Origin of the sequence: Streptomyces sp. CWNU-52B (genome assembly GCF_047444975.1) — a bacterium.
In the GTDB taxonomy this organism is placed as follows: Bacteria; Actinomycetota; Actinomycetes; order Streptomycetales; family Streptomycetaceae; genus Streptomyces.
This window is the reverse complement of the sequence record NZ_JBLFJV010000016.1, coordinates 38,160-64,392: the sequence shown is the minus strand read 5'-3', so window position 1 is coordinate 64,392 and position 26,233 is coordinate 38,160. Positions and strand designations below refer to the sequence as shown.

23 protein-coding genes are annotated in these 26,233 nt (G+C 72.0%); 7 read left to right on the top strand and 16 right to left on the bottom strand.

Annotated features, from left to right (window positions below; genetic code table 11):
• Window position 1 precedes the first annotated feature (1 nt).
• Entirely contained in the window at window positions 2-1,168 is a 1,167-nt protein-coding gene (pdhA, locus tag ACLVWQ_RS16425) for a pyruvate dehydrogenase (acetyl-transferring) E1 component subunit alpha (RefSeq protein WP_414109458.1), read from the bottom strand.
• A gap of 407 nt (window positions 1,169-1,575) precedes the next feature.
• Here pdhA (ACLVWQ_RS16425) and ACLVWQ_RS16420 point away from each other — a divergent pair, with 407 nt between their 5' ends.
• Window positions 1,576-2,238, top strand: coding sequence for a response regulator (locus ACLVWQ_RS16420; protein WP_414109457.1), 663 nt, complete (start codon window positions 1,576-1,578; stop codon window positions 2,236-2,238).
• A 466-nt stretch (window positions 2,239-2,704) separates the two neighbouring features.
• A complete protein-coding gene (locus tag ACLVWQ_RS16415) occupies window positions 2,705-3,115 on the top strand; it encodes a pyridoxamine 5'-phosphate oxidase family protein (RefSeq protein ID WP_414109456.1) in 411 nt (136 codons plus the stop codon).
• 70 nt (window positions 3,116-3,185) lie between these two features.
• Here the strand turns inward: ACLVWQ_RS16415 and ACLVWQ_RS16410 are convergent, their stop codons facing one another.
• Complete coding sequence (locus tag ACLVWQ_RS16410) at window positions 3,186-4,739, bottom strand: protein kinase domain-containing protein (RefSeq protein ID WP_414109455.1); 1,554 nt, start codon at window positions 4,737-4,739, stop codon at window positions 3,186-3,188.
• A 353-nt stretch (window positions 4,740-5,092) separates the two neighbouring features.
• Here ACLVWQ_RS16410 and ACLVWQ_RS16405 point away from each other — a divergent pair, with 353 nt between their 5' ends.
• Window positions 5,093-6,745 carry a protein kinase domain-containing protein gene (locus ACLVWQ_RS16405; protein ID WP_414109453.1) on the top strand — a complete coding sequence of 551 codons (1,653 nt, stop codon included), beginning with the start codon at window positions 5,093-5,095 and terminating at the stop codon, window positions 6,743-6,745.
• A 110-nt stretch (window positions 6,746-6,855) separates the two neighbouring features.
• Here ACLVWQ_RS16405 and ACLVWQ_RS16400 read toward each other — a convergent pair whose 3' ends face one another.
• On the bottom strand, window positions 6,856-7,398 hold the full coding sequence (locus ACLVWQ_RS16400; RefSeq protein ID WP_414109452.1) for a bacterial proteasome activator family protein: 543 nt from the start codon (window positions 7,396-7,398) through the stop codon (window positions 6,856-6,858).
• 86 nt (window positions 7,399-7,484) lie between these two features.
• Window positions 7,485-8,084 carry a PadR family transcriptional regulator gene (locus tag ACLVWQ_RS16395; RefSeq protein ID WP_414109451.1) on the bottom strand — a complete coding sequence of 200 codons (600 nt, stop codon included), beginning with the start codon at window positions 8,082-8,084 and terminating at the stop codon, window positions 7,485-7,487.
• A 181-nt stretch (window positions 8,085-8,265) separates the two neighbouring features.
• Between ACLVWQ_RS16395 and ACLVWQ_RS16390 the strand changes: the two genes are divergently transcribed.
• Complete coding sequence (locus ACLVWQ_RS16390) at window positions 8,266-8,688, top strand: hypothetical protein (protein ID WP_414109450.1); 423 nt, start codon at window positions 8,266-8,268, stop codon at window positions 8,686-8,688.
• 62 nt (window positions 8,689-8,750) lie between these two features.
• Here ACLVWQ_RS16390 and ACLVWQ_RS16385 read toward each other — a convergent pair whose 3' ends face one another.
• From ACLVWQ_RS16385 to pdhA (ACLVWQ_RS16355), 7 genes are all read right to left on the bottom strand, one after another.
• The gene (locus ACLVWQ_RS16385) at window positions 8,751-9,731 is read right to left on the bottom strand and encodes an NAD(P)H-quinone oxidoreductase (protein ID WP_414109449.1); all 981 of its coding nucleotides are present in this window, start codon (window positions 9,729-9,731) and stop codon (window positions 8,751-8,753) included.
• Window positions 9,732-9,780: 49 nt separating this feature from the next.
• Window positions 9,781-10,878 (bottom strand): potassium channel family protein, encoded by a 1,098-nt coding sequence (locus ACLVWQ_RS16380; protein WP_414109448.1) that lies wholly within the window; start codon window positions 10,876-10,878, stop codon window positions 9,781-9,783.
• Complete coding sequence (locus ACLVWQ_RS16375) at window positions 10,875-12,320, bottom strand: molybdopterin molybdotransferase MoeA (protein ID WP_414109446.1); 1,446 nt, start codon at window positions 12,318-12,320, stop codon at window positions 10,875-10,877. The genes ACLVWQ_RS16380 and ACLVWQ_RS16375 overlap by 4 nt, the downstream gene beginning before the upstream one ends.
• Window positions 12,317-13,288: an NTP transferase domain-containing protein gene (locus ACLVWQ_RS16370; protein ID WP_414109444.1), complete on the bottom strand. Its 972-nt coding sequence runs from the start codon at window positions 13,286-13,288 to the stop codon at window positions 12,317-12,319. The genes ACLVWQ_RS16375 and ACLVWQ_RS16370 overlap by 4 nt, the downstream gene beginning before the upstream one ends.
• A gap of 89 nt (window positions 13,289-13,377) precedes the next feature.
• Window positions 13,378-14,733 carry a dihydrolipoamide acetyltransferase family protein gene (locus ACLVWQ_RS16365; protein WP_414109443.1) on the bottom strand — a complete coding sequence of 452 codons (1,356 nt, stop codon included), beginning with the start codon at window positions 14,731-14,733 and terminating at the stop codon, window positions 13,378-13,380.
• On the bottom strand, window positions 14,733-15,737 hold the full coding sequence (locus ACLVWQ_RS16360; RefSeq protein ID WP_414109442.1) for an alpha-ketoacid dehydrogenase subunit beta: 1,005 nt from the start codon (window positions 15,735-15,737) through the stop codon (window positions 14,733-14,735). Before ACLVWQ_RS16360 ends, ACLVWQ_RS16365 begins: the two co-directional genes overlap by 1 nt.
• Complete coding sequence (gene pdhA / locus ACLVWQ_RS16355) at window positions 15,734-16,915, bottom strand: pyruvate dehydrogenase (acetyl-transferring) E1 component subunit alpha (protein ID WP_414109440.1); 1,182 nt, start codon at window positions 16,913-16,915, stop codon at window positions 15,734-15,736. The genes ACLVWQ_RS16360 and pdhA (ACLVWQ_RS16355) overlap by 4 nt, the downstream gene beginning before the upstream one ends.
• 190 nt (window positions 16,916-17,105) lie before the next feature.
• Between pdhA (ACLVWQ_RS16355) and ACLVWQ_RS16350 the strand changes: the two genes are divergently transcribed.
• On the top strand, window positions 17,106-17,591 hold the full coding sequence (locus ACLVWQ_RS16350) for an Lrp/AsnC family transcriptional regulator (protein ID WP_414109690.1): 486 nt from the start codon (window positions 17,106-17,108) through the stop codon (window positions 17,589-17,591).
• 108 nt (window positions 17,592-17,699) lie between these two features.
• Here the strand turns inward: ACLVWQ_RS16350 and ACLVWQ_RS16345 are convergent, their stop codons facing one another.
• Both ACLVWQ_RS16345 and ACLVWQ_RS16340 read right to left on the bottom strand, forming a co-directional pair.
• Window positions 17,700-18,290, bottom strand: coding sequence for a TetR/AcrR family transcriptional regulator (locus tag ACLVWQ_RS16345; protein ID WP_414109439.1), 591 nt, complete (start codon window positions 18,288-18,290; stop codon window positions 17,700-17,702).
• The gene (locus ACLVWQ_RS16340) at window positions 18,287-19,801 is read right to left on the bottom strand and encodes a 3-hydroxyacyl-CoA dehydrogenase (RefSeq protein ID WP_414109437.1); all 1,515 of its coding nucleotides are present in this window, start codon (window positions 19,799-19,801) and stop codon (window positions 18,287-18,289) included. The genes ACLVWQ_RS16345 and ACLVWQ_RS16340 overlap by 4 nt, the downstream gene beginning before the upstream one ends.
• A 209-nt stretch (window positions 19,802-20,010) precedes the next feature.
• Between ACLVWQ_RS16340 and paaN the strand changes: the two genes are divergently transcribed.
• Window positions 20,011-21,705 carry a phenylacetic acid degradation protein PaaN gene (paaN, locus tag ACLVWQ_RS16335; RefSeq protein ID WP_414109436.1) on the top strand — a complete coding sequence of 565 codons (1,695 nt, stop codon included), beginning with the start codon at window positions 20,011-20,013 and terminating at the stop codon, window positions 21,703-21,705.
• A 40-nt stretch (window positions 21,706-21,745) separates the two neighbouring features.
• Here paaN and ACLVWQ_RS16330 read toward each other — a convergent pair whose 3' ends face one another.
• From ACLVWQ_RS16330 to ACLVWQ_RS16320, 3 genes are read right to left on the bottom strand one after another with little or no spacing between them, the layout of a single operon-like run.
• Window positions 21,746-22,495, bottom strand: coding sequence for a TrmH family RNA methyltransferase (locus tag ACLVWQ_RS16330; protein WP_414109434.1), 750 nt, complete (start codon window positions 22,493-22,495; stop codon window positions 21,746-21,748).
• Window positions 22,492-23,985, bottom strand: coding sequence for an HTTM domain-containing protein (locus ACLVWQ_RS16325; protein ID WP_414109433.1), 1,494 nt, complete (start codon window positions 23,983-23,985; stop codon window positions 22,492-22,494). The genes ACLVWQ_RS16330 and ACLVWQ_RS16325 overlap by 4 nt, the downstream gene beginning before the upstream one ends.
• Window positions 23,982-24,743, bottom strand: coding sequence for a DUF5819 family protein (locus ACLVWQ_RS16320; protein ID WP_414109689.1), 762 nt, complete (start codon window positions 24,741-24,743; stop codon window positions 23,982-23,984). Before ACLVWQ_RS16320 ends, ACLVWQ_RS16325 begins: the two co-directional genes overlap by 4 nt.
• Before the next feature lie 306 nt (window positions 24,744-25,049).
• On the opposite strand from ACLVWQ_RS16320, the gene ACLVWQ_RS16315 reads away from it, so the two are divergent.
• Window positions 25,050-26,198, top strand: a complete 1,149-nt coding sequence (locus ACLVWQ_RS16315; protein WP_414109432.1) for an acyl-CoA dehydrogenase family protein — start codon at window positions 25,050-25,052, stop codon at window positions 26,196-26,198.
• Window positions 26,199-26,233: the final 35 nt, after the last annotated feature.

Genomic DNA, 26,233 nt, shown 5'->3' with positions numbered 1-26,233 from the left:
GCTACTTGCCCTCCCCTTCATCGGCGAACGACGCCTGGTAGGCGGCGAACTGGGCCCGCTCCTCGTCCACGAGCGCGTGTCCGTCCGCGTACACGTTCTCGAAGATGGCGAAGCGGTCCGGGTCCGGCATGGAACGGACGACTTCGCGTACTCGTTTGCCCAACGTCTCGCTCTCGGCTTCCAGTTCCGCGAAGAATCCCTCGTCCGCGTGGTTTGAGGCCTCGAGATGCGCGCGCAGGCGCAGGATCGGATCCTTCGCCTCCCACGCCTCGCGCTCCTCGTCGGCCCGGTACTTGGTCGGGTCGTCGGAGGTGGTGTGGGCGCCCATGCGGTACGTGTACGCCTCGACGAGGGTCGGCCCCTCGCCCCGGCGGGCCCGCTCCAGGGCCCACTTCGTGACGGCGAGGCAGGCGAGGACGTCGTTGCCGTCGACGCGGACGCCCGGGAAGCCGTACCCCTGCGCCCGCTGGTAGAGCGGGACGCGGGTCTGGCGCTCGGTGGGCTCGGAGATGGCCCACTGGTTGTTCTGGCAGAAGAACACGACAGGCGCGTTGTAGACCGATGAGAAGGTGAACGATTCGGCGACGTCGCCCTGGCTGGAGGCGCCGTCCCCGAAGTACGCGATCACGGCCGAGTCGGCGCCGTCCTTGGCCACGCCCATGGCGTAACCGGTGGCGTGCAGCGTCTGCGAGCCGATGACGATCGTGTACAGGTGGAAGTTGTTGCTGTTCGGGTCCCAGCCGCCGTTGTTCACCCCGCGGAACATGCCGAGCAGGTTGGCCGGGTCGACGCCGCGGCACCAGGCCACGCCGTGCTCACGGTAGGTCGGGAAGACGTAGTCGTCCTCGCGGGTGGCCCGCCCGGAGCCGATCTGGGCCGCCTCCTGGCCGAGCAGCGAGGCCCACAGGCCCAGCTCGCCCTGGCGCTGCAGAGCGGTGGCCTCGGCGTCGAAGCGCCGGGTGAGCACCATGTCGCGGTACAGGCCGCGGAGATCTTCAGGGGTGATGTCGGCTACGTACGCGTCATATTCGCCATTCTTGACGCGCTTCCCCTCGGGGGTCAGCAGCTGTACGAGGTCGGGCTGGGCGCCCGGCGGCTTCTTCGCAGCGGCGCGCTTGCTGCCGGCGCTGCGTCGCGGCTTGCGCGCGGCAGTGCTCTCCACGGTCACGTGTGCTCCTCCGTCGGTCCGGCCCCCGGGGTTGCCGGGAACTGGGGTTCCCCCTGCTCGTCGAGAGCCGGGGGAGCGGCTCGCCTGGTCTCCGTACCCGTGCACGGGGTGGGTGCCCTCGGCCGGGAACAGGCGTGACAGGTGCCCGGCGAGCGCCCTGCAACAAGCACGTTACCCAGTGCTCCACATTTCTGTGAAACCCCTCCTGACCTGCGTTTTTGATCGGATTTCCAAGTACTTTCCACTCGGACTTCCAGGTGCTTCGCAGTTGTCGGGAACAGTCGCTGGTCACAGCACTGGTCACAGCCTCGCAGGGGGCCGGAACACCGGCACGTTATCCCGCTCACCCCGGGGACGGGAAGAGTTCCACTGGCGCGAGCGGAAAGATCGTGTGTGAGACTGACCCCGTGCCCGAAGAAGGAAAAATCACCGTATTCCTTCTCGACGACCACGAGGTGGTCCGCCGGGGAGTGCACGAGCTGCTGTCGATGGAGGACGACATCGAGGTGGTCGGCGAGGCCGGCACGGCGGCCGACGCGCTGGCGCGAATTCCAGCCACGCACCCCGATGTCGCGGTCCTGGACGTACGCCTGCCGGACGGCAGCGGCGTCGAGGTCTGCCGGGAGATCCGCTCCGGGGACGAGTCGATCAAATGCCTCATGCTGACCTCGTACGCCGACGACGAGGCCCTCTTCGACGCGATCATGGCGGGCGCCTCGGGTTACGCCCTCAAGGCGATCCGGGGCGACGAACTGCTCTCGGCGATCCGTGACGTCGCGGCCGGCAAGTCCCTGCTGGACCCCGAGGCGACCGCCCGTGTCCTGGAGCGGCTGCGCGACGGGGGCGGCCCCAAGGGCGACTCCAGGCTGGCGAAGCTCACCGACCAGGAGCGCAGGATCCTCGACCTGATCGGCGAGGGGCTCACCAACCGCGTGATCGGCGAGCGACTGCACCTCGCCGAGAAGACGATCAAGAACTACGTCTCCAGCCTGCTGGCCAAACTGGGCATGGAGCGACGTGCGCAGGCGGCCGCCTATGTGGCCCGGATGCAGGCGGAGAAACAACACTGACCCGAGCGGAGCGGAGCCCGCCGACGGGGGCGGGGGCGTGGGCGGTCTGGCGCGCTGGCGGACGGGCGGCCAGTCGGACGCCGGGACGGTCGAACCGCGAGCAGTCGGACAGCGGACGAACCGGCAGGCGGCCTGACGCGCGGGCGGCCGGGCGCGCGGGTGCCGGTGGCGCCGGGGCAGTCGAGCCCCGAGCGGCCGGACGGACCGGCGGGCAGCCGGGCGGCCGGGGCGCTGGGGCGAACGGGCGGGCGGCCGAGCGGGCAATCAGCGGGCGGCCAGTCGTGGGCCGGCAGCCGGGCGGGCGTGCAGTCGCAGGGCGGCGGGCGCGGTGGTCCGTGGAGCTGGAAGCAGCTACCCAGAGGTCGGTCGGTACTACGTAGAGGTCACTTATTCGGGACCTACGGCCTGTGCCGAGGGGCCCCGTGCCCCTGTTCCCGGCTCCCCGGGATGCCGCAGATTTGGGGGCATGCCGACCGACCAGCACATCGCCGCCGGCCTGCTCGGCCGCGTCGAGTACGGCCGGGTGGCGGCCAGCGTGCGCGCACTGCCCTTCCTGGCGCCCGCCCGCCACATCGTCGCCGCGGACGACCGCGTCCTGCTGCGCATGCACAGGGGCCACGGGCACCACCAGGCGTGCGCGGGACAGGTCGTGGCGTACGGCGCGGACAACCTCGGCTCCGCCCTCCCGGGCGTCGAGCGGTGGTCCGTACAGATCGTCGGGGTGTGCGAGAGCGTCGAACCGACCGCCGCCGAGCTCGAACACTTCGGTCCCGGTCCGCTGCGCGTGGACGGCCGCCCCTTCGAACCCGTCTACCTGGGGATCACACCCCGTCTGGCGACCGTGCACCCCATGGGCACCGGTACCCGCGGCACATGACACGCGCGCGTGGACCCCGTTTCCGGGCTCCACGCGCGCGTGACGTTCATGAGAGAAGCTGCCGTACGGGTCAGTCCTCGGTGCCCGGATCCCCGTTCGCGCCACCGTTGGCGGCCGGCGACTCCGGCGGAGGGGGCTCCTCGTTCGTCGGCGTCGTCTCCTCGTCCGGCGGCTCCGACGTCACCGGGTCCTTGGACGTGGGCCGGTCCGAGGGCTCGCTCTCGGTGGGCGAGGGCTCGTAACTCGGCGTCGGCGTGTAGTCCGGCGTGTAGTCCGAGGAACCGCCCGAGCTCGTGTCCTCTTCCGTCTCCTCGTCCGTCGGCTCGTCGCTCTCGGTCTCGGTCGGCGTGGCGTCCTTCTCGGTCTCCGAGGCCGTCGGCGACGTCTTCGGGCCGGTCCCGCCGCCACCGTCGCCGCCGCCGTTCAGCGCCAGCGCCACTCCCGCCGCGATCGCGATCACCGCGAAGACCGCGAGGATCCACATCTTGCCGCGGCCGCCGCCCCGGTTGCCGTTGCCCTCGAAACCGCCGTCGTCGCCTCCGCCCCGCCCCGGGGGCAGGATCGGTGACGGGATCTGGGTGGTGCCCTGGTCGCCGGGGTGCGGCAGCCCCGCCGCGCCCATCCCCATCGCCGGAGTGTTCGGACCGTCGTGCGCGTCCACCGGGCCGGTGTTCCAGGTGCCCGTGTGACCGCCCTGGTCGTACAGCATCTGCAGCCCGTACTGGACCAGTCCGCGCATCTCCTCCGCGGTCTGGAACCGGTCGTCGGGCTCCTTCGCGAGCGACCGCATGACCAGCCCGTCGAGCTCCGGCGGCGTCCCGTCCGAGACCTCGGACGGCGGCACCGGGATGTCCTGGACGTGCTGGTAGACCACCGACAGCGGGGTCTCGCCGGTGAACGGAGGCCGCAGCGCGAGGAGTTCGTAGAGCAGACAGCCCGTCGCGTACAGGTCGCTGCGGTGGTCGACCGCCTTGCCGAGCGCCTGCTCCGGGGAGAGGTACTGGGGCGTGCCCATGACCATGCCGGTCTGGGTCATCGTCGACTGGGCGCCGTGCAGGGCGCGCGCGATGCCGAAGTCCATCACCTTCACCGCACCGGTGTTGGTGATGATCACGTTCGCGGGCTTGATGTCCCTGTGAACGATGCCGTGCTGGTGTGAATAAGCGAGCGCCTCCAGCACACCGGAGACGATGATGAGCGCCTGTTCGGGGCCCGGCGCCTCGGCGCTGAGGAGAAGCTCGCGGATCGTGTGACCCTCGACGAGCTCCATCACGATGTACGGGACGGTCTGGTGGGCGAGGACGTCCTCGCCGGAGTCGTAAACCGCCACCACCGCATGGTGGTTGAGACCGGCCACCGACTGGGCCTCGCGGGTGAAGCGGGCCTTCGAGACGGGGTCCTCGGCCAGGTCGGAACGGAGCAGTTTGACCGCCACTGTCCGCCCCAGACGGACATCCTCCGCCGCGAACACCTCGGCCATGCCGCCCCGGCCGAGTCTGTGGGTCAGTCGGTACCGACCGTCCCCGACCAGCCCGCCGTTACCCCACAACTCCGGCGCATCTGACATACCGCCGCCAGTCGCCTCGGGGTCGGACGGGCCCTGAGCGCGCTGCTGCTGTGCCATCAGTCCTCGCCGTCGTTTCTGTCCACACCGGTCGACGTAGTACGCGCGGTGGTTGTTACGGTCTCCGTCGGGCCACGCTACAGCCTCCACGCGAACCGCCGGTCCGTGATGGACCCGGCCGCCGCAGCCCGCGGCCGGTCCGCGGGGTGCACATGGTGTGTACCGGTAGTACGGCACCTGTAACGCTTCCGCGACTCTTCTGTCGCGTACGGTCACGGAACGGGCACCGAGCTTGACGTGTCAGTGCCCTCCGGCAGACTTGGCCGGAATAACACCAGAGATCACCGACCGCGGGAGCCACACCAGCAGCTTTCGCCCGCGTGCGGCGCATGGCCGATGGGGGACGCAGAAAGATGAGCCAGGACGGCGCACAGGGCCGGTATGTGGGGCGCGCGGTCGCCGGCGGGCGCTACCAGCTGCGCGACTTGCTCGGCGAAGGCGGCATGGCCTCGGTGCATCTCGCGTACGACTCGGTGCTCGACCGACAGGTCGCGATCAAGACACTGCACACCGATCTCGGGCGTGAGCAGGCGTTCCGTGAGCGCTTCCGCCGTGAGGCCCAGTCGGTGGCCAAACTCACGCACACGAACATCGTCTCGGTCTTCGACACCGGCGAGGACGACCTGGACGGGGTGACGACCCCGTACATCGTCATGGAGTACGTCGAGGGCCGCCCGCTCGGCTCGGTCCTCGACCAGGACGTCACGCAGTTCGGCGCCATGCCCGCCGACAAGGCGCTCAAGATCACCGCGGATGTGCTGGCCGCACTGGAGATCAGCCACGAGATGGGCCTGGTCCACCGCGACATCAAGCCGGGCAACGTCATGATGACGAAGCGCGGCGTGGTCAAGGTGATGGACTTCGGCATCGCCCGCGCCATGCAGTCCGGTGTGACGTCGATGACCCAGACCGGCATGGTCGTCGGCACCCCGCAGTACCTCTCCCCGGAGCAGGCCCTGGGCCGCGGCGTCGACGCCCGCTCCGACCTGTACTCCGTCGGCATCATGCTGTTCCAACTGGTCACCGGGCGGCTGCCGTTCGAGGCGGACTCGCCGCTGGCGATCGCGTACGCGCACGTCCAGGAGACGCCCGTCCAGGCCTCCTCGATCAACCGCTCGCTGCCGCCCGCCGTGGACGCGCTGATCACCCGCGCGCTGAAGAAGAACCCGAACGAGCGCTTCGTCAGCGCCGAGTCGATGCGGGACGAGTGCCTGCGCGTGGCCCAGTCCTTCCAGGCGGCGCCCCCGAGCATCGTGCCGGGCGTGCAGACGTCCAGCGGGGCCGGTGTGGGCTCCGCGGTGTTCCCGCCGGTCGACCAGTCGGCCCAGGCACCGCAGGGCAACGTACAGACGCCGTACCAGCCCGGCCCCTACGGCCCGCCGACGCCGGCGCACACCCCCGCGCACACGCCCGCTCCTTCGTACGGCTACCCGCAGCAGGGCGGCTACCCGACACCGCACCAGGGCTCCGCGTACGCGCCGCAGCAGGGCCTGCCGACCCCGCCGCCGTACACGATGTCGCCGCAGACCGTTCAGCAGTCGGGGTCCCCGGGCGGCGGCGGCAAGAGCAACATGCCGGTGATCCTCGGCTCGATCGTCGTCGCGCTCGTCGTCATCGGCGGGCTGATCGCCGCGCTGACGTTGGGTGGGGACGACGACAAGAAGCCGTACGACGCCGAGAGCGCCCGCGCGTCGGCTTCCGAGGAGGTGTCGGGGCACAAGGGACCCGACACCACGAAGAAGATCGAGAAGACCGAGTGCACGGAGCCCGACGAGTCGTACAACGACGCCGACAAGATCAAGGTCCCGAACTTCAAGTTCAAGAACATCGACTCCGTGAAGGCGTGCTTCCAGGCGGCGGGCTGGCAGTACGAGTCCAAGACGGTGGACGAGAACGCCTACGGCGAGGGCACGGTGATGACCCAGATCCCCGAGGCGGACACGGACGTCGACCCCGACAGCATGCCCAAGATCCAGCTCTATGTGTCGACGGGCGACCCCGCCTGACCCCGTCTGACCCGGTCTGGCAACACCTGAAGCACAGCTGAATCACAGCTGATCGAACGGAAGGGGCCCGGCAGGAATGCCGGGCCCCAGCAGATGACTGAAGCGGGTGCCTACAGGTACGGGCCGCCCGAGCGGCCGCCCGCTCGCGGGTCCACCAGCTCCTCCTCGCCACCGGCACCCGGCGGCAACGCCCGTCGCATCTGCTCCAACTGGGCCCTGGCCGCCATCTGCTGCGCGAACAGAGTGGTCTGGATCCCGTGGAAGAGACCCTCCAGCCACCCGACGAGCTGAGCCTGCGCGATCCGCAGCTCGGCGTCCGAGGGGATACCGTCGTCCGTGAACGGCAGGGAGAGCCGCTCCAGTTCGTCGACGAGATCGGCTGCGAGCCCGTCCTCCAGTTCCTTCACGGAGCTGGCATGGATCTCCTTGAGCCGTACCCGGCTCGCTTCGTCCAAGGGTGCCGCACGCACCTCCTCGAGCAACTGCTTGATCATGCTCCCGATGCGCATGACCTTGGCGGGCTGTTCCACCATCTCCGTCACCGGGACCTCACGGGAGTCCTCGTCTCCACCGCCGCCGAGAGCCATCCCGTCCTGGCCTACGACCAGGATCTGAGGGTTCTCCGGCGACCTTTCGTTCCTCGGCATCTCCATGCCGCCATTCTCTCGCACTCACACACGTCACCACCGTGGTGCCCCCTCCTGAACGTGATCCACCGTGTACGAACCGGGCCCCGGCGTCAGCCGGACGGCGGTCCCGGCGAGGCGGAGGGCGGGACGGACGGAGGCGGCGGCTCCGTCGCCGCGGCCTGCGCGAGCCGCAGCAGCCGGGCCTCGCAGTGGTCCAGCCAGCGGATCTCGGCCTCCGTACGGAAGATCAGATGCTCCAGGACGAGCAGCTGGGCCACCTCGTCCCGATGCGCGGGCCCCGCCGCGAGCGCCCGCGCCCTGAGCCGCGTGTACGTGTGCACGGCCTCCGCCAGGTACCGCCGCTGCGCCTCCACGATCGCCCGTACGTCGGCCCCTGGCACCCCGACCGCCATGGCCAGCTTGATGGCCAGTTCGTCACGCGGCGGGTTCGAGCGCTCCACGGGACGGATCAGCCAGGTCCGCAGCTCGGTCCTGCCGTCGTCCGTCAGCGCGTACAGCACGTGTCCCGCGTCGTCCGTGCCCTGCTGGACGACCAGGCCGTCCCGTTCCAGCCGGGCGAGGGTCGTGTAGACCTGCCCTATGTTCAGCGGCCAGGCCGAGCCGGTGCGCGCCTCGAACTCGGTGCGCAGCCGCGAACCGTAGCGAGGGCCGCGCTCCAGAAGCGCCAGCAGACCATGACGTATCGACATAGCCGAATCTGTACCCCGTGCACCTGTGTACGCCACGGAAGATCACGGAGGGTGACGGAACGCCTTCGGCGGACACCGAGATGCCGGTACGGGCACACCGTGTGAGGCTGATGCCGTTGATCTTGGCTCCTCGTACCGGGAGGGGGTCACCGACGTGACTCCATGGCTCCGTACCCTTCGCGTGGCCGGCCTGCTGCTGCTCCCGCTGACCGGCCTCGCCCACCCGTCGTACGCCGCCGCGTACGAGCCCGTCCCGGCCGAGTCGCGCGCCGGCAGCCGGGCGGGCGAGGGCCGCGAGCGCCCCGGCCGGGAGGTGACCCCGACGGACGAGGACAGCGAGGACAGCACGGAGAGAACAGAGAGAGCGGAGAGCGCACCCGCTCACTCGGCCGGTCCAGCGAGCCCGGAGGCTTCCGTCGCGCCGGAAGCCCCCCTGGACGTGGCTCCGCCGTCCGCGCCGCCCGCCCGTCCCGTCGACGCGCAGGGGACCGCCGGCAGCCCCGGACCCGCCCCGAAGCCCGTCCTGCCCCTCGGCGGCGGCCTGGTCCTCATCGGCCTGGGCCTGGGCCTGGCGTTCCTGGCCCTGCGCGTGAGACGAGGCTGACCCGACGGGCGAGGGAGGGACGCGGCCGTCACGGAAACAGGGCCGTCACGGAAACAGGGCCGTCACGGGAGCGTGAGCAGTACCTTCCCGATGTTCCCGCTCTCCTCCAGCACCCGGTGTGCCGCGGCCGCCTCGCTCATGGGCAGCTCCCGGTCGACCACCGGACGCACCTGCCCACCGGAGATCAACGGCCAGACGTGCTCCCGTACGGCCGCGACGATCGACGCCTTCTCACCCGCCGGGCGGGCCCGCAGCGAGGTCGCGGTGACGGCGCCCCGCTTGCCGAGGAGCATCGCGATGTTCAGCTCGCCCTTGATGCCGCCCTGCATGCCGATGATCGCCAGGCGCCCGTTGGAGGCGAGGGCCTGGACGTTGCGGTCGAGGTACTTGGCGCCCATGTTGTCCAGGATGACGTCGGCGCCCGCCCCGTCGGTGGCGGCCTTGATCTCCTGGACGAAGTCCTGCTCGCGGTAGTTGATCAGCACGTCCGCGCCGAGCTCGGCGCAGAAGTCCAGCTTCGCCTTGCTGCCCGCGGTGACGGCGACCTTCGCGCCGACGGCCTTGGCCAGCTGGATCGCCATGGTGCCGATCCCGCTCGCCCCGCCGTGCACCAGGAGCGTCTCACCGGGGCGCAGGTGGGCGATCATGAAGACGTTGGACCAGACCGTGCAGGCCACCTCGGGCAGCGCCGCGGCCTTGTCGAGGGCGACGCCCTCGGGCACCGGCAGGAGCTGCCCGGCCGGGACGGCCACCTTCTCGGCGTAGCCGCCGCCCGAGAGGAGCCCGCACACCTCGTCCCCGACGCTCCACCCCGAGGTACCGGGGCCGAGCGCGGCGACCCGCCCGGAGCACTCCAGTCCGGGGTACGGGGACGCGCCGGGCGGCGGGTCGTAGAAGCCCTGCCGTTGCAGCAGATCGGCGCGGTTCACCGCGCTCGCCACCACCTCGACCAGCACTTCGCCCTCGCCGGGCACCGGGTCGGGGACCTCGTCCCACACCAGCGCCTCGGGCCCACCAGGTTCAGGAATCGTGATCGCTCGCATGCGGGCGAGGCTACTCCCGACGCCCGCCCGCGCGGCGCTCCGGAGCGCCTCAGTCCTGCGGCAGGGGCTTCATGTCCGGTGCGATCTGGGTGTGCGGACTGACCCGCACGATGGTGATCAGACGGTCCGTCAACTGCACCGTGCCGATGGCCGGGTCGTCGTAGCCGAGCACCCGGTGCCCGCGGACGACGCTCACCACCAGGTCCTCGATCTCGCGGACGGTCTTGCCGACCTCGGCCTTTATGACGGGCCGTTCGGTCATGTCGAGCCCGCTGCCCTGCTGGATGAGGTCCTCCATGACCATGCCCGCGCTGGGGCTGAGCACGGAGAGCCCGAGGAGCCGGCCGGCCGCGCTCGCGCTGGTGATGACGGCGTCGGCACCGGACTGCTTGAGCAGCGGAGCGTTCTCCTCCTCGCGCACGGCGGCCACGATCTTCGCCTTGCGGTTGAGCTGGCGAGCCGTCAGCGTGACGAGCACGGCGGTGTCGTCGCGCTGGGTCGCGATGATGATCTGCCGGGCGCGCTGCACCTCCGCCCGGAGCAGTACGTCACTGCGCGTGGCGTCGCCGACCACACCCGCGTAACCGTCCGCCGTCGCCGCGTCGATCACCTTGGAGCTGGGGTCGACGACCACGACCTGCTCCTTCTTCAGCCCCGTCGCGCACACGGTCTGGATCGCCGAGCGGCCCTTCGTGCCGAACCCGATGACAACGGTGTGCTCCCTCAAAGCGGTCCTCCAGCGGTTCAGTCGCCACTCCTCCCGGGTCCGTTCGGTGAGGACCTCGAGAGTGGTGCCGACCAGGATGATCAGGAACAGCACGCGCAGCGGCGTGATCAGGAAGATATTGGTGAAGCGGGCGCCGTCGCTCACCGGGGTGATGTCGCCGTATCCGGTGGTGGAGAGCGTGACGGTCGCGTAGTAGAAGGCGTCGAGCAGGTCGACGGGACCGTCGGAGTTGTCGGTGTAGCCGTCACGGTCGAAGTAGACGATCAGAGCCGTGCCGACCAGCACCACCAGCGCCATGACGACACGTTTGGTCACCTGCAGCAACGGCCGTTCCACACGCTGGCGAGGCAGCTTCACCCGATGGGTGACCAGGCGTTCGTCCGCCTGGCGGGCGATCGCGTCGTGGCCCGGAAGTTTCACGTGAAACACACCTCGATCCCGGCCATGGCCCAGGGCAGGTCGAGGATCTCCAGCTCCTGACCGGGCCGTGCGCCGCCGGGCGGGACGACGGCGAGCCCGTCGGCCACCGCGATGCCCCGCAGCATGGCGGGTCCGTTGTAGTGCAGCGGTACGGCCCGGTCCCCGCGCAGGACGACGGGGATGAGCCGGGTGTCGGACGGATGCCCGTGCACGGCGTCCTGGAGGGGCAGCGTGTACGGCTCCGGGGCCGCGCGTCCCGCGAGGGTGCGCAGCAGCGGCTCGGCGAGCGTGAGGAGGCCGGAGACGGCGGCGAGCGGATTGCCCGGCAGCCCGACGAGGTGCTGGTTCTCCCCCAGCCGGGCCAGGAGCATCGGATGGCCGGGGCGCACCTCGACTCCGTCCACGAGGAGCTCGGCGCCGGTGCGGCGCAGGATGGGGTGGACGTGGTCGACGGGACCCGCGGCGGTGCCCCCGGTCGTGACGACGAGGTCGGCGTCGGACTTCCGCAGGGCCTTGCGCAGGGCTCCGGCGTCGTCGCCGAGCCTGCGCACCGCGATGACCTCCGCGCCCAGCGCGCGCAGCCAGGACGGCAGCATCGGGCCGAGGGCGTCCCGGATCAGCCCGTCGTGGGGCAGGCCCGAGGTGAGCAGCTCGTCGCCGAGGACCAGGATCTCCGCGCGTGGCCGGGGGAAGGCGGTGACGGTGTCGTACCCGGCGGCGGCGGCGAGCCCGAGCACGGCCGGGGTGACCAGCGTGCCGGGCGCCAGCAGGGACTCACCGGAGCGGCACTCCTGGCCGCGGGGGCGGATGTCCTGGCCGTGCAGGACGTGCCGGGTGGCGTACAGCCGGTTCTTCTCGTCGGTGCGGCCGTGTTCGCTGCGGATCACGGCGGAGGCGTCCTGGGGGACGCGCGCGCCGGTGGCGATCCGGACCGCCTCGCCGTCGGTGAGCCGCCCCGGCCCGTCGTGCCCCGCGAGCACGCCCTCGGCGCGCACCTCCCAGGGGCCGGGCCCGGCGACCGCCCAGCCGTCCATCGCGGACGTGTCGAAGGACGGGAGGTCCGTGAGCGCGGTCAGCGGGGCGGCGAGAACGAGTCCGAGCGCGGCGTCGAGGGTGACGGAGACGGGGGTGTCCGGGCGGCGGGGGGCTCGACCGGCGAGGGCGCGGGCCTCGGGCCAAGGCGTGGCGGTGTGGTGCTCGGTCGTGTCCTTCGAGTCCTTCGAGCTCCCGCCGTGCGTGCCCCCGCCACGTGTGCCGCCGGCGTGCGGGCTTCCGTCCCGGGGGCTTCCGTCCTGCGCGTCCGGGGCCGCCGAGGAGGGCGCGCGGCGGGAGGCTCCGGTGGTTCCGGAGTCGTCGGGCACCGGGGCACCGTCTTTCCTGACCAGGGCGAGGGCCTCCTCGACGTCGAAGTCGATCTCCTCGTACCGCCCCGAGGCGGTCATCCCGCGTCCGGGCGGGTGTCGGCGTCCGTGCCGGTGCCGGTGCCGCTCTCGGAGCCGGCTTCCGCGGCCCAGCGCAGCGCCAGTGCCGTCGCCTTGCGGGTGGCCTCCGCGACCGCTTCGGGGCCGCCCTCGGCCCGGCCCGCCGCGTATCCGACGAGGAACGTCGTCAGCGGGGCCGCCGGACGGGCCACTCCGTGGGCGGCGTCGCGGGCGAGGTCGAGCAGGATGCCGGTGTCGACGTCCAGGTCGATGCCCAGTTCGTCCTTGACTGCGGTAATCCATTCATCCAACACGTGCCCATGCTCCCTGATACGTGCCCGGGCGACGGCGATGTCGTCCCAGGTGTCGCAGTCGAAGGACGCGACGGGGTCGGTGATACGGGTCACTTCGAGTGCGCCGACGAGCCGGCGCAGCGGCAGCCCGGTCAGTCCGCCGTGCTCGGCGCGCAGGACGGCGAGTTCACGACGCAGCGCCGAACTCCGGTACGCGGCCACGAGGGGCTGGTCGCGGCCGTCCGGATCGGTGAGCAACACGCCCTCGCCGTCCGCCTCGCGCAGGGCGGTCAGCAGCCTCCGTACCGTCTCCTGGTCCAGGAACGGCAGGTCGGCGGAGAGGACCACGACGTGCTCGGCGGTGGTGTGCCGCAGTCCGGCGTCCAGCGCGGCGAGCGGGCCCCCGCCGGGAGAGTCCTCGTGCGCCCATCGCACGGGGCGCGCGGTGGGCCGGGGCTCCGCGACGACCACCGTGGTGGCCGCGCCGGAGCAGGCGGCCAGGACGCGGTCGAGCAGCGCGCGGCCGCCGACGCGTACACCCGGTTTGTCCGCCCCGCCGAGCCGGCGGGCGGCGCCGCCGGCGAGCACGACGGCGTCATGGCCGTCCGGCCCGGCCGCGCCGGAGGAACCGGGTGCGCGAGAGGGACCGGGTCCACGGACGGAACCGGGTGCGCGGGGAGGCTCGAACGCGGTCACCCCCCGAGTATGAGTGTCCGATGGATCATTTCCACCCCCGCGCACAGCATGTGGACGGGGGTGGCGACGGCCCCTCGGGGCCGAGGGGGTCACACGGTGCGCAGCAGCACCGCCGGCTGCTCCACGCAGTCCGCCACATACCGGAGGAAACCGCCGGCCGTTCCGCCGTCGCACACCCGGTGGTCGAAGGTGAGCGAGAGCTGTACGACCTGGCGCACCGCCAGTTCGCCCTCGTGCACCCAGGGCTTGGGGGCGATGCGGCCGACGCCGAGCATGGCCGCCTCGGGGTGGTTGATGATCGGGGTCGAGCCGTCGACGCCGAACACCCCGTAGTTGTTCAGGGTGAAGGTGCCGCCGGTGAGGTCGGCCGGGGTGAGCCCGCCGGTCCTGGCCGCCTCGGTGAGCCGGGCGAACTCCGCGCTCAGCGACTCCGTGTCCCGCGTGTGCGCGCCCTTCACCACCGGCACGACGAGTCCGCGCTCGGTCTGCGCGGCGAACCCGAGGTGCACCTCGTCGAGCCGTACGACCTCGCGGGCGTCCGTGTCGACCGTCGAGTTGAGCTCGGGGAACCGGGCCAGCGCGGCGGTGCAGATACGGGCGAGGAGCGCGAGGAGGGAGATCTTCGGCCCACCGGTCCCGTTCATCCGCACGCGCGCGTGCAGCAGTTCCGTCGCGTCGGCGTCCACCCAGCAGGTCGCGTCGGGGATCTCGCGCCGGCTCCGGGAGAGCTTGTCGGCGACAGCGCCGCGGACACCCTTGAGGGGGACGCGGGTACCGGCCGCGCTCACGGACGCGACGGTGGCAGTCGTGGTGGCCGAAGTGGCCGCGGCCCGCACGGCGTGCTCCACGTCCACGCGCGTGATCAGCCCCTCGGGCCCCGAGCCCGCCAGCTCCCGCAGGTCGAGCCCGTTCTCCCGGGCCAGCCGGCGCACGAGCGGCGAGATCACCGCCACGGGTCCGTCGGCTGCCCGGCGCCCGTCACCGGCCCCGCGCGGCCGCTCCTCCCGCACCACGGGCCCTCGCGGAGCCACGCCGGACGCGGCGGGCGGCCGTACCCTGCGGCGCCGGGCCGCGGGCGCCTGGGTGCCGTAGCCCACGAGCACGTTCCCGGAACCCTCGTCCGCGCCACCAGAGACGCCCGAACCGGAGGCGCCCGGACCGGAGGCGCCCTTGCCGGAGACGCCCGTGCCGGAAGCCGGTGTTCCCACCGCGACCGTCAGCAGCGGCGACCCCACGGGCAGTTCGGTGCCCTCGTCCCCGTAACGGGCCGTGACCACGCCGCCGTACGGGCACGGGACCTCGACCATCGCCTTGGCCGTCTCGACCTCGACGACGGGCTGGTCGACGGCGACCACGTCCCCGACCTGCACGAGCCAGCGGACGATCTCCGCCTCGGTGAGCCCCTCTCCGAGGTCGGGCAGTTTGAACTCCAAGACCTGAGCCATCAGCTCCCCGCCTCCCACTGAAGCCGGGCCACCGCGTCCAGGATCCGGTCGACGCCGGGCAGATGGTGCCGCTCCAGCATCGGCGGCGGATACGGGATGTCGAACCCGGCCACCCGCAGCACCGGAGCCTCCAGATGGTGGAAGCACCGCTCGGTGACCCGCGCGGCGATCTCCCCGCCGGGCCCGCCGAAGCCGCCCGACTCGTGGACCACGACGGCCCGCCCGGTGCGCCGCACGGACGCGGCGACCGTCTCGTCGTCGAAGGGCACCAGGGAGCGCAGGTCGACGACTTCGAGGTCCCAGCCCTCGGCCCGCGCCGCGTCCGCGGCCTCCAGGCAGACGGGCACGGAAGGGCCGTACGTGATGAGCGTGGCGCTGCGGCCCGCGCGGCGGACCACCGCGCGGCCGATCGGCTCCACGGCCGCCAGCTCCTCCGGGTTCCAGGAGTCCTTCGACCAGTAGAGGCGCTTGGGCTCCAGGACGACGACCGGATCGTCGGAGGCGATGGCCGCGCGCAGCAGACCGTACGCGTCGGCGACCGTCGCGGGCGTGACGACATGGAGCCCCGGAGTCGCCATGTAGTACGCCTCGGAGGAGTCGCTGTGGTGCTCCACCCCGCCGATGCCGCCGCCGTAGGGCACGCGCACGGTGATGGGCAGCGGCATCGCCCCGCGTGTGCGGTTGCGTGCCTTCGCCACGTGCGAGATCAGCTGCTCGAAGGCGGGGTACGCGAAGGCGTCGAACTGCATCTCCACGACCGGCCTGAGCCCGTACATGGCCATGCCGACCGCCGTGCCGAGGATGCCCGCCTCAGCCAGCGGCGTGTCCGTGACCCGGTCCTCGCCGAACTCCTTCGCGAGCCCGTCCGTGACCCGGAAGACGCCGCCCAGGGCGCCCACGTCCTCGCCCATGACGTGGACGGCGGGGTCCTCGGCCATGGCGTCGCGCAGGGCGCGTCCGAAGGCCTGGGCCATGGTGGCCGGCTTCACCGCGACGGTGGTCATCGCGTGTTCCCTTCCGGCTCGTACACGTCGGCGTCCGCGTCGTCGTCCGCGTGGTGGTGCGTCTCGGCGTCCAGCTCGGCCCGCAACTGTGCCTCCTGCTCCAGGAGCTGTGGGGTGGGCCGGTCGTAGACGTGGGCGAACAGGTCCATGGGGTCGAGCGCCGGGTCCTGGTTCATGCGCTCCCGCAGGTCCGCGGCCATCGCCTCGGCGTCCTCACGGACGGCGCGCATGCCGTCCGCGTCGAGCAGTCCGCGCTCGGTGAGCTCGTGCTCCAGCAGGGCGATCGGGTCGTGCGCCCGCCAGGCCTCGACCTCCGCGTCGGCGCGGTAGCGCTTGTCGTCGTCGGCGTTCGTGTGGGCCTCCATGCGGTACGTCACCGCCTCCACGAGCGTCGGACCGCCACCCGCGCGCGCGTGGGCGATGGCCTCGCCGAGGACCTCGTGCACGGCGGCCACGTCGTTCCCGTCGACCAGGCGGCCCGGCATCCCGTACCCGACGGCCTTGTGGGCCAGGGAGGGGGCGGCGGTCTGCTTGGCGAGCGGGACGGAGATCGCGAAGCCGTTGTTCTGCACCAGGAAGACCACCGGGGCCCGCCAGACGGCCGCGAAGTTCAGCGCCTCGTGGAAGTCGCCCTCGCTGGTCCCGCCGTCGCCGACGAGGGCGAGCGCGACCACGTCGTCGCCCTTGAGGCGGGCGGCGTGCGCCAGGCCCACCGCGTGCGGGAGCTGGGTGGCGAGCGGTGTGCACAGGGGGGCGACACGGTGCTCGCGCGGGTCGTAGCCGGTGTGCCAGTCCCCGCGCAGGAGCGTCAGCGCCTGGACCGGGTCGAGGCCCCGGGCGACCGCGGAGAGGGTGTCCCGGTAGCTCGGGAAGAGCCAGTCACGCTCTTCGAGGACGAGCGCTGCGGCGACCTCGCAGGCCTCCTGGCCGGTGGAGGAGGGGTAGACCGCGAGGCGGCCCTGCTTGGTGAGGGCGGTCGCCTGCGCGTTGTAGCGGCGGCCCCTGACCAGTTCCGTGTACAGCCGGCGCAGCAGGTCCGGGTCGGCCCGATCGGCCGCCCGGGTGCCGAGGACGCGGTGGGGCAGCGCGTCGGGCAGCAGCGGCGCGGGGTCGGTGCGGGGCTGCCAGGCGGGCGGCGGCGTCGGCCGGTATGCGCCTTGCTGCTCCATGACCGTCATGTCGGCACCTCCTCGTGGGAGTCGCTTGGGGAGGCCCGCCGTGAGTGACGTGCCTCACCTACCGATTGTTCGGTCGTCGGCACATTTTGGCTACAGGCACCCGCAGGCTGTGGACAAACGGTTCTCCACAGCCTGAGATGGACGCAGTACGTCCATGGTGGAGAGGCGGGGGGACATGGCACCTGAACAAATGGCCGAGGGGCCGGACCCCGGATCGGCCCTGCCGCCGCCCCGCCCGCTCGACGCCATCGATCAGGACATCCTGCAGATGCTGCAGTCGGACGGCCGCGCCTCGATACGGTCCGTCGCCGAGCGGGTCCATGTGTCCCGCGCCAACGCGTACGCGCGGATCAACCGCCTCGTCGAGGACGGTGTGATCCGCGGTTTCGGCGCCCGGGTCGACCACGAGCGCGCCGGGCACGGCACCTCGGCGTACATCACGCTCAAGATCGTGCAGAACAGCTGGCGCACCGTGCGCGAGCAGCTCAGGGTGCTCCCCGGGGCGTCCCACATCGCTCTCGTGGGCGGCGACTTCGACGTCCTGCTCCTGGTGCACACACCGGACAACAGGGCCCTGCGCGAACTGGTGCTCACCCGGCTCCAGGACATCCCCGAGGTGCTCAGCACCCGCACGCTGCTGGTGTTCGAGGAGGAGGACCTGGAGCCGCAGGCGTGAGGTGCAGGCATGAGACGGGCGTGAAGTGCAGGCGTGAGTTCCAGACATGAGCCGGTCCCTTCGGGGCGCCGGGGATCTCGGGAACGCCGGGCCGGGCCACCGCGCCCCTCAGCCCTCCTTGCGGAGCCCCCCGAAGATCATCAGCACCACCGCGTCGGCGACCTCGCGCTCGCCCATGCCCCGCCCGTCCGGCCGGTACCACTCGACTATCGAGTTGATCATCCCGAAGACCAGCCGGGTCGCGAGCCGGACCTCCACGTCGGCGCGTACGTCCCCGTCTGCGGCCGCCGCCTTCAGGAGCGCGGCCACCTCGTGGTCGAACTCGCGGCGCCGCTCCAGGGCCCAGCGCTCGGTGCCGGTGTTGCCGCGCACGCGCAGCAGCAGCGTCACATAGGGCAGTTCCGCGGTGAGGACCTCGACCATGCGCCGGGTGACGTACTCCAGGCGCTCCACGGCACGCCCCACGCGCGCGTGCTCCTCGTCGAGGATCCCGAAGAGGCCGTCGAGCGCCCGGCTGACGGCCCGGCGCAGCAACTCCTCCTTGCCCGTGACGTGGTGGTAGATCGACGACTTGGAGATGCCGGCCGCCTTGGAGAGGTGCTCCATGGAGGTGCCGTCGTAGCCGCGTTCGTTGAAGACCCGCACGGCCACCGAGAGCAGTGTCTCGGGCGTGTAGGTGTCACGCTTGGCGGTGGTCATGGGGTGCCCTCCCGCTTCTCGGAGGCGTACGCGTGGCGGTAGAGCGCGAGGGACGGGGCGTAGCGCCCTGACGGGTCCCGCATGTGCAGGTCGTCCAGGACGTCGTAGGCCCAGCTCCTGCCGAGCCTGCGGCTCCATTCGAAGGGGCCCAGGGGGTAGTTGACGCCCTGGCGCATCGCCGTGTCGATGTCCTCCTCGGTGGCCACTCCCTTGGCGACGGCGTCGTGCGCGAGGTCGATGACGCGGGCCACCGTGCGGGCGACGATCAGGCCGGGCACGTCCCCGATGACGCTGACGTCCTTGCCGAGCGCCTGGAAGAGCCCGGTGGCCTCGGCGAGGGTCTGCGTCTGGGTGTCCTGCGAGTGGGACAGGGCGATCCGGCCCGCCCTGCGGTAGTCGACCGCCAGGTCGAAGTAGACGACGTCACGGAACTCGACGGCGGTCTGGCCGTCCGCGAGGGCCAGCTGGCCGCCGCTCGGCAGCACCAGGCGCGTGCCGTGGTCCTCCTCGTCCTCACGGACCTGGATGCCCGCCTCGCGGATCAGCGCGAGCAGTTCGGAGGCGGGGCCCAGATCGCCCTCGACGACGACGTACGCGGGCGGCTGGACCTTCTCCGCGGTGTGCGGCTCGGGCCGCTCGGCCTCGTCCCCGTAGTCGTACCAGCCGTGCCCGCTCTTGCGGCCGTGCCGGCCCGACTCGACGAGCCGGCGCTGGGCCAGCGAGGGCGTGAACCGCACGTCCTGGAAGAAGGCCTCCCACACGGAGCGCGTGACGGACTCGTTGACGTCCTGGCCGATGAGGTCGGTCAGCTCGAAGGCGCCCATCCGGAAGCCGCCCGACTCGCGCAGGACCGCGTCGATCGTCGCGGGGTCGGCGGCCTGGGCCTCGTAGACCGCGAACGCCTCGGCGTAGAAGGGCCGCGCGATGCGGTTGACGATGAATCCGGGGGTGTCGGCGCAGGCGACCGGGGTCTTCCCCCAGGCGCGGGCCAGCTCGTACGCGCGCGTGGCCGACGTGACGTCGGTCGCGAACCCGGAGACGACCTCCACGAGGGGCAGCAGCGGCGCGGGGTTGAAGAAGTGCAGCCCGACGAACCGGCCGGGGTTGCGCAGGGCGCCACCGATCGCGGTCACCGACAGGGAGGAGGTGTTGGTGGCGAGCAGACAGTCGTCCCCGACGATGTCCTCCAGCGCGCGCAACAGCTCCTGTTTGACGTCGAGTCGCTCCACGACGGCCTCCAGGACCAGCCCGGAGTCGGCGAGGTCCGTGAGGTGCTCGGCGGGGCGCAGCCGGGCTCGTGCGGCATCGCGCTCGGCGCCGGTCAGCCGGCCCTTCTCGACGAGCCGGTCGAGACGGGCGCCGACCGCTTCGGCCGCCGACCGGGCACGGCCGGGCGCGGAGTCGTACAGCCGCACGGGGTGGCCCGCGACGAGAGCGACCTGGGCGATGCCCTGGCCCATGGTGCCGGTGCCGACGACGGCCACCGGGCCGACGAGGTCGAGTGCTGTCATGCTCGCGATCCTCCCGCACGGGGTTTTCCACAGGTTCAGCGGACCCCCTTGTCCCGACCGATCGTTCGGTTACTCTAACTCTGTCCGGCTGTTCCTGCCCAGGTCACGAGCCCGGCCGCGCAGGTCATGAGCTCGGCGAAGCGTTCTTGAAAACAGTGTTGAGCACGTTCTCGAAACGAAGAGTTCCTGAAACGAGGAGATGGTTCCGCATGGCCGCCGCCGCACTGACCGCGCACGAGCTCGTCGCCGAGCACCGGCCGACCCTCGACCAGGCACTGGAGGCGATGCGCACGCGCGCGTACTGGTCGCCGCACCCCGAGCACCCCAAGGCGTACGGGGAGAGCGGCAGCCTGGGAGCGGCCGAGGGCAAGGCCGCCTTCGACGCGCTGCTGGGCGGCCGCCTCGACCTCGGCCAGCCCGGCACCGACGACTGGGTGGGCGGCGAGATCTCGCCGTACGGGACCGAGCTGGGCGTCACGTACCCGCACGCGGACGTCGATGTCCTGCTGCCCGCCATGCGCGCGGGACAGCGCGCGTGGCGCGACGCGGGCGCGGAGACCCGCGCGGTGGTCTGTCTGGAGATCCTCAAGCGGATCAGCGACCGCACGCACGAGTTCGCGCACGCGGTCATGCACACCAGCGGCCAGGCCTTCATGATGGCGTTCCAGGCCGGCGGCCCGCACGCCCAGGACCGCGGCCTGGAGGCGGTGGCGTACGCGTACGTGGAACAGGTCCGCACCCCCGACACGGCGGAGTGGACGAAGCCCCAGGGCAAGCGCGACCCGCTCGCGCTGACCAAGCAGTTCACCCCGGTGCCGCGCGGTGTGGCGCTGCTGATCGGCTGCAACACCTTCCCCACGTGGAACGGCTATCCGGGCCTGTTCGCCTCGCTCGCCACGGGCAACGCCGTCCTGGTGAAGCCCCACCCGCGCGCGGTGCTGCCGCTCGCGCTCACCGTCCAGGTGGCCCGCGAGGTGCTCTCCGCGGCGGGCTTCGACCCGAACCTGGTGGCACTGGCCGCCGAGCGGCCCGGCGAGGGCATCGCCAAGACCCTGGCCACCCGCCCCGAGATCCGGATCATCGACTACACCGGCTCCACGGCGTTCGGCGACTGGCTGGAGGCCAACGCCCGCCAGGCGCAGGTCTACACGGAGAAGGCCGGCGTCAACACGGTGATCGTGGAGTCGACCGACGACTACAAGGGAATGCTGTCGAACCTCGCCTTCTCCCTGTCCCTCTACAGCGGCCAGATGTGCACCACCCCGCAGAACCTCCTCGTCCCGCGCGCCGGCATCCGTACGGAGGAGGGGCCCAAGTCGTACGACGAGGTGGTCGCCGACCTCGCGCGGGCGGTCGACGGACTCCTCGGCGACGACGCACGGGCGAACGGGCTGCTGGGCGCGCTCGTGAACCCGGACGTGAAGGCCCGCCTGGAGGCCGCGGCCTCTCTCGGCGAAGTCGCCCTCGCCTCACGGGAGATCGCCAACCCGGAGTTCCCTGACGCGGTGGTGCGCACGCCCGTGATCGTGAAGCTCGACGGCGGCAAGCCGGACGACCAGGCCGCCTACATGAGCGAGTGCTTCGGCCCGGTGTCGTTCGCCGTGGCGGTCGACTCGGCGGCCGACGCGGTGGACCTGCTGCGCCGCACCGTCCGCGACAAGGGCGCGATGACCGTCGGCGCGTACACGACCTCGAAGGAGGTCGACGAGGCCGTCCGGGAGGCCTGCCTGGAGGAGGCCGCCCAGCTTTCCCTGAACCTGACCGGCGGGGTGTACGTCAACCAGACGGCCGCGTTCTCGGACTTCCACGGCTCGGGCGGCAACCCCGCGGCCAACTCCGCCCTGTGCGACGGAGCGTTCGTCGCCAACCGCTTCCGGGTGGTGGAGATCCGCAGCGAGGCGTGAGTGCCCCTAAGGGGCGCGGGGAGTGCCCCTACGGAGCCACCTACGCGGCGCTCCAGTGGAACAGGGTCATCGCCACACTGGTGGCGAGGTTGTAGCTGGACACCTGCGGCCGCATCGGCAGCGACACCAAGTGGTCGGTGCGGCCCCGCAGTTCCGCCGACAGCCCACTGCGCTCCGAGCCGAAGGCGAGCACCGCGTCGTCCGGGAGTTTCAGCGCCCGGATGTCCTCACCCTCCGGGTCGAGCGCGAACACCGGCCCGGCGGGCAGCTCGTCCACGGTCAGCCGTTCGACGGCCGTGGCGAAGTGCAGCCCCGCCCCGCCGCGCACGACCGTGGGATGCCACGGATCGAGCGTGCCGGTGGTGACGACCCCGGTCGCGCCGAAACCGGCCGCGAGCCGGATCACCGCACCGGCGTTCCCTAGGTTGCGCGGCTGGTCGAGGACGACCACGGGCGCGGTGCGGGGCGTGCGGGCCAGCGCCCGCAGGTTGGCGTCGCGCGGGGGACGTACCGCCAGGGCGGCCACCGCGGTGGGATGCGGCCGCGGGACGAGCGCCCGGTACGTGTCCTCCGGGACCTCCGTCAGGAGGGCGTCCAGCGTCTCCCGTACGTCCGGGGCCAGTTCGTCGGCGAGGGCGAGCGTGGCCTGCCGGTCGGTGGTGACCGCGACCTGGACCTCGGCCTGGAAGCGCACCGCGTGCTTGAGGGCGTGGAAGCCGTCGAGCAGCACGGCGGTGTCGGCGAGCCGGTGCCAGACGGTCAGGGGCTCGGGGTCGCGGGGGTCCCTCATGTCGTGAACCCTACGTGCGGATGCCCGGCCGCATCCGGGCCCGCGTCCGGACCTGCGTCGGGGTCCGTCTCCGGGTCCGACTCCGGGGCCGCCTCCGGGTCCGACTCCAGGGGGCGCGAAGACTCCTTGCGCCACCCCGGGAGCGTACGCCGGAGGCGGGAGGACAGACCGGTGAACAACCGGTCACGCGCGCGCGTGACCCGGTCCCCGAGGCGGCGCAGGAAGGACGTCGGCAGGAAGACCGCGTCGGCGGCGATCATCGCGAGCGAGAAGAACGGCAGGCCCAGCACCACGGCGATCACGGCGTGCTCGGTCATCATGGCCGCCAGCAGGACGTTCTTCACCCGCCGGTTGAACAGGGTGAAGGGGAAGGCGACCTGCGCGATCACCGTCCCGTACGTCACCACGGTCACCATGGTGCCGCTCGCGGCCAGCAGGCCGGACAGACCGGGCCAGGGGGAGAAGTAGTCGAGGTGCAGCGGGTAGTACACGGCCGTGCCGTCCTGCCAGCGCGAGCCCTGGACCTTGTACCAGCCGGCGGTCGCGTAGATCAGGCACGCCTCGGCCATGATCACGAAGAGCGCCGCGTTGTGGACGAGGTTGGCGACGACGTCGAGGAGGACGCGCGGCTGGACGCTCCGGGTGTACCGGCCCGCCAGCCACCACAGGCCCTGGACCGCCCACAGCCCCCAGTAGACCGTCCGCCAGCCGCCGAACAGACCACCGTCGATCTTCCCCGCGAGCGTGGCGGCGGCGAGGACGAGACCGAGCACGGCCCACAGGACGACGCCGACCCGGTCCGGGGCCGGGTCCGGATCCAGGTCCGGGTACGGATCCAGGTCACGGGTCGCGTCCGGGCGCGAGCGGCGCTCACGCCGCGCGTCCAGTGACCACACCTGGCCGCAGCGCGTGAACACCAGATAGATCGCCATCAGGTGGATGACGTTGTCGCCGCCGTCCCCCATGAAGATGCTGCGGTTCTGGAGGGAGAGCACGCCGATCAGGAAGAGCACGGACATCGTGCGGGTGCGCCAGCCGAGCAGGAGCAGGGCACTGGAGAGCACGGCGAGCGCGAAGACGAACTCGAACCAGACCTGGCTGTCGGCCCAGACCAGGACGGTGAAGGCGTGGTTGTTCGCGGTGAGCTGCTGGGCGAGGTCCCAGCTCCAGGGCCCGTCAGGCCCGTACATCTCCTGGCGGTGAGGGAGCTCCCGCAGCAGGAAGAACAGCCAGGTCCCGGCGAAACCTATCCGGATGATCGCGCTCTGGTACGGCCCCAGGGCCCGGCCGGTGAGCCGGGAGACGACGTCCGCCAGCGTCCGGTCGAACCGGTGCTTCCGGTCGAACCGCCGGATCCGCCCGGCCAGCCGTTCCCGCCCGAGGCTGCGGACGGCCTGCGGACCGACAGGACTTGCCGTGCTCGGCGTGCTCGCTGTGCTCGGCGGGGAACTGTCCCGGTCGCTCGCCGGGGTGCTGTCGGGATCGGTCATCGCGCGCTCGCCGTCGTCGCCGCGGAGTCCGCGGGCCGGGTTCCGGCCGCCCGGTCGGTCTGCGACACCGGCCACCAGGGCAGCTGCCGCAGGACCGGCTTGTCGGACACCTGCTCCCGGCTCCACTCCGGTGGCGGCACGTTGGTCGTACGGGACCGGACCTGGACCCGCTGGACGACGGCGCCCCGGCCGCCCGCCTCCGCGCGGTCGAGGCGCAGGACCACGATCCGGCGCAGGTAGCGCTCGGAGAGGTCGCCGCGCAGACCGTTCGGACGGTTCGTGCTGTCGTGCGTCGCCACGAAGAAGTCCCAGGCCCGGCGCAGTTCGTTCTGCTGAGTGTGGCTCGGCAGCGGATTCCCGTCGATGGCCCGGCCGTCCTGTGCGGAGAGGTTGTACCAACGGGTCGTCCTGACGCCCCCGTCCGTGGCCTGCACCTCGGCACGGACCTGGACCGCGATGTTCTGCTGCAACGGGTTGGGCGCGAAGAGCTTCCAGTTCTGCTCGAACTCCGGGTAGACCCAGTCGTCGATCAGCTCCGCGTGCTGCTTGGTGATCGTGTTCGACGGCGCGACGTGCAGGAAGACCATGCCGAGGTGCACGCAGGCGATGACGGCGACGAGGGCGAGGGCGAGCGCGGCGGCGATCTGGAACGGGAGGGAGAGGGCGGCCATGCCGCCGGGGGGAGGGGTACCGGGGACGGTGTCCGGGGGCCCGCTCGGCACGGGGCGGGTGTTCGCGCCCTCGTCGTACGCGTCCATCGCTCCCCGTTTCCCCATGTCTGCCCGGATATGGCGGCCCGCCCCGCGACGGCCGCACCGGAACGGTACTCAGGCCCGCCCACCCCGCACAGCCCCAGGGGGCCCAGCGGCCACAAGGTCGTTCACAGCGGTGGACACCTTACGGCCCGCTCTCCCCTCGCACCGGCGTCCCGCAGACCGCAGACCGCAGACCACAGACCGCAGGGACGACGACCGGGCCGCCGCCGTTCCCTTCTTGTAGAACCTGTTCTATCTTGACGCTCCGCCAGACGGACCAGCCAGCGGACCAGCCGGGAGGACGGAACCGTGGACTTCACCTTCACCGAGGAACAGCAGGCGGCCGTGGAGGCGGCGAAGGCGGTCCTCTCGGGGGTCGCGCCGGACAGCGTGCCGAGCCCCGCGCTCACCGAGGGCGCCGTCGCGGAGGACTTCGACCGCGCGCTGTGGGCCGGGCTCGCCGAGGCGGACCTGCTGAGTCTGCTGCTCGACACGCGCCACGGCGGCGCCGGTCTGGACGTCGTCGCGCTGTGCCTGGTGCTGCGGGAGTCCGCGAGGGTGCTCGCGCGGGTGCCGCTGCTGGAGAGCACGGCGGCCGCCGTCGCCGTACAGACGTACGGCGGCGAGGAGTTGAAAACCGACCTGCTCGCACGGGCCGGCCGGGGCGAGGTGGTGCTGACCGTCGCCGCGAACGGGCGCACCGGCCACGACGGCGCCGAACTCGCCGTGACCGCACGGCAGGAGAGCGACACGTGGGTGCTGGACGGGCTCCAGACGGCCGTTCCCTGGGCGCGGAACGCCGACTACGTCCTCGTACCCGCGCTGAGCACCGGCTCGGGCCGTTCCCCGGGCCGCTCGGTGCTCGCGCTCGTGCCCCGCGGTCACCAGGGCACGGCGCTCGCCGAGCAGGTCTCGACGACGGGCGAACTGCTCGGCGAACTCCGCCTGGACTCCGTACGGATCCCCGCGCGTGACGTCATCGACGCCGACGGTGCCTGGGCGTGGCTGCGGGACCTGCTCGCCACCGGGACCTGCGCGCTGGCGCTCGGACTGGGCGAGCGGGTACTCGGCATGACGAGCGAGTACACCGGCAAGCGGGAGCAGTTCGGCTTCCCGGTCGCCACGTTCCAGGCCGTGGCCGTGCAGGCCGCCGACCGCTACATCGATCTGCGCGCGATGGAGGCGACCCTCTGGCAGGCCGCGTGGCGGATCGGCACCGGGGCGGGCGGGGCGCTGCCCGCGTCCGGTGACGTGGCGGTCGCCAAGATCTGGGCCTCCGAGGGCGTACGCCGTGTCGTGCAGACCGCTCAGCACCTGCACGGCGGCTTCGGCGCGGACACCGACTACGCGCTGCACCGGTACCACGCCTGGGCCAAGCACCTGGAACTCTCGCTCGGCCCGGCGCCGGCACACGAGGAGGCCCTCGGAGACCTGCTGGCCGCACACCCTCTCGGATGAGCTCGGGCCCCGGACGTCGGGCCCCGGACGTCGGG

Coding starts and splice junctions, on each gene's coding strand:
- ACLVWQ_RS16400 (WP_414109452.1), bottom strand. CDS start 7,398: ATGGAGATGCCGAGGAACGAAAGGTCGCCGGAGAACCCTCAGATCCTG.
- ACLVWQ_RS16360 (WP_414109442.1), bottom strand. CDS start 15,737: ATGACCACCGTCGCGGTGAAGCCGGCCACCATGGCCCAGGCCTTCGGA.
- ACLVWQ_RS16345 (WP_414109439.1), bottom strand. CDS start 18,290: ATGACCACCGCCAAGCGTGACACCTACACGCCCGAGACACTGCTCTCG.
- ACLVWQ_RS16405 (WP_414109453.1), top strand. CDS start 5,093: ATGAGCCAGGACGGCGCACAGGGCCGGTATGTGGGGCGCGCGGTCGCC.
- ACLVWQ_RS16415 (WP_414109456.1), top strand. CDS start 2,705: ATGCCGACCGACCAGCACATCGCCGCCGGCCTGCTCGGCCGCGTCGAG.
- ACLVWQ_RS16325 (WP_414109433.1), bottom strand. CDS start 23,985: ATGACCGATCCCGACAGCACCCCGGCGAGCGACCGGGACAGTTCCCCG.
- ACLVWQ_RS16410 (WP_414109455.1), bottom strand. CDS start 4,739: ATGGCACAGCAGCAGCGCGCTCAGGGCCCGTCCGACCCCGAGGCGACT.
- paaN (WP_414109436.1), top strand. CDS start 20,011: ATGGCCGCCGCCGCACTGACCGCGCACGAGCTCGTCGCCGAGCACCGG.
- ACLVWQ_RS16350 (WP_414109690.1), top strand. CDS start 17,106: ATGGCCGAGGGGCCGGACCCCGGATCGGCCCTGCCGCCGCCCCGCCCG.
- ACLVWQ_RS16320 (WP_414109689.1), bottom strand. CDS start 24,743: ATGGACGCGTACGACGAGGGCGCGAACACCCGCCCCGTGCCGAGCGGG.
- ACLVWQ_RS16365 (WP_414109443.1), bottom strand. CDS start 14,733: ATGGCTCAGGTCTTGGAGTTCAAACTGCCCGACCTCGGAGAGGGGCTC.
- ACLVWQ_RS16385 (WP_414109449.1), bottom strand. CDS start 9,731: ATGCGAGCGATCACGATTCCTGAACCTGGTGGGCCCGAGGCGCTGGTG.
- ACLVWQ_RS16395 (WP_414109451.1), bottom strand. CDS start 8,084: ATGTCGATACGTCATGGTCTGCTGGCGCTTCTGGAGCGCGGCCCTCGC.
- pdhA (WP_414109440.1), bottom strand. CDS start 16,915: ATGACGGTCATGGAGCAGCAAGGCGCATACCGGCCGACGCCGCCGCCC.
- ACLVWQ_RS16340 (WP_414109437.1), bottom strand. CDS start 19,801: ATGACAGCACTCGACCTCGTCGGCCCGGTGGCCGTCGTCGGCACCGGC.
- ACLVWQ_RS16330 (WP_414109434.1), bottom strand. CDS start 22,495: ATGAGGGACCCCCGCGACCCCGAGCCCCTGACCGTCTGGCACCGGCTC.
- ACLVWQ_RS16375 (WP_414109446.1), bottom strand. CDS start 12,320: ATGACCGCCTCGGGGCGGTACGAGGAGATCGACTTCGACGTCGAGGAG.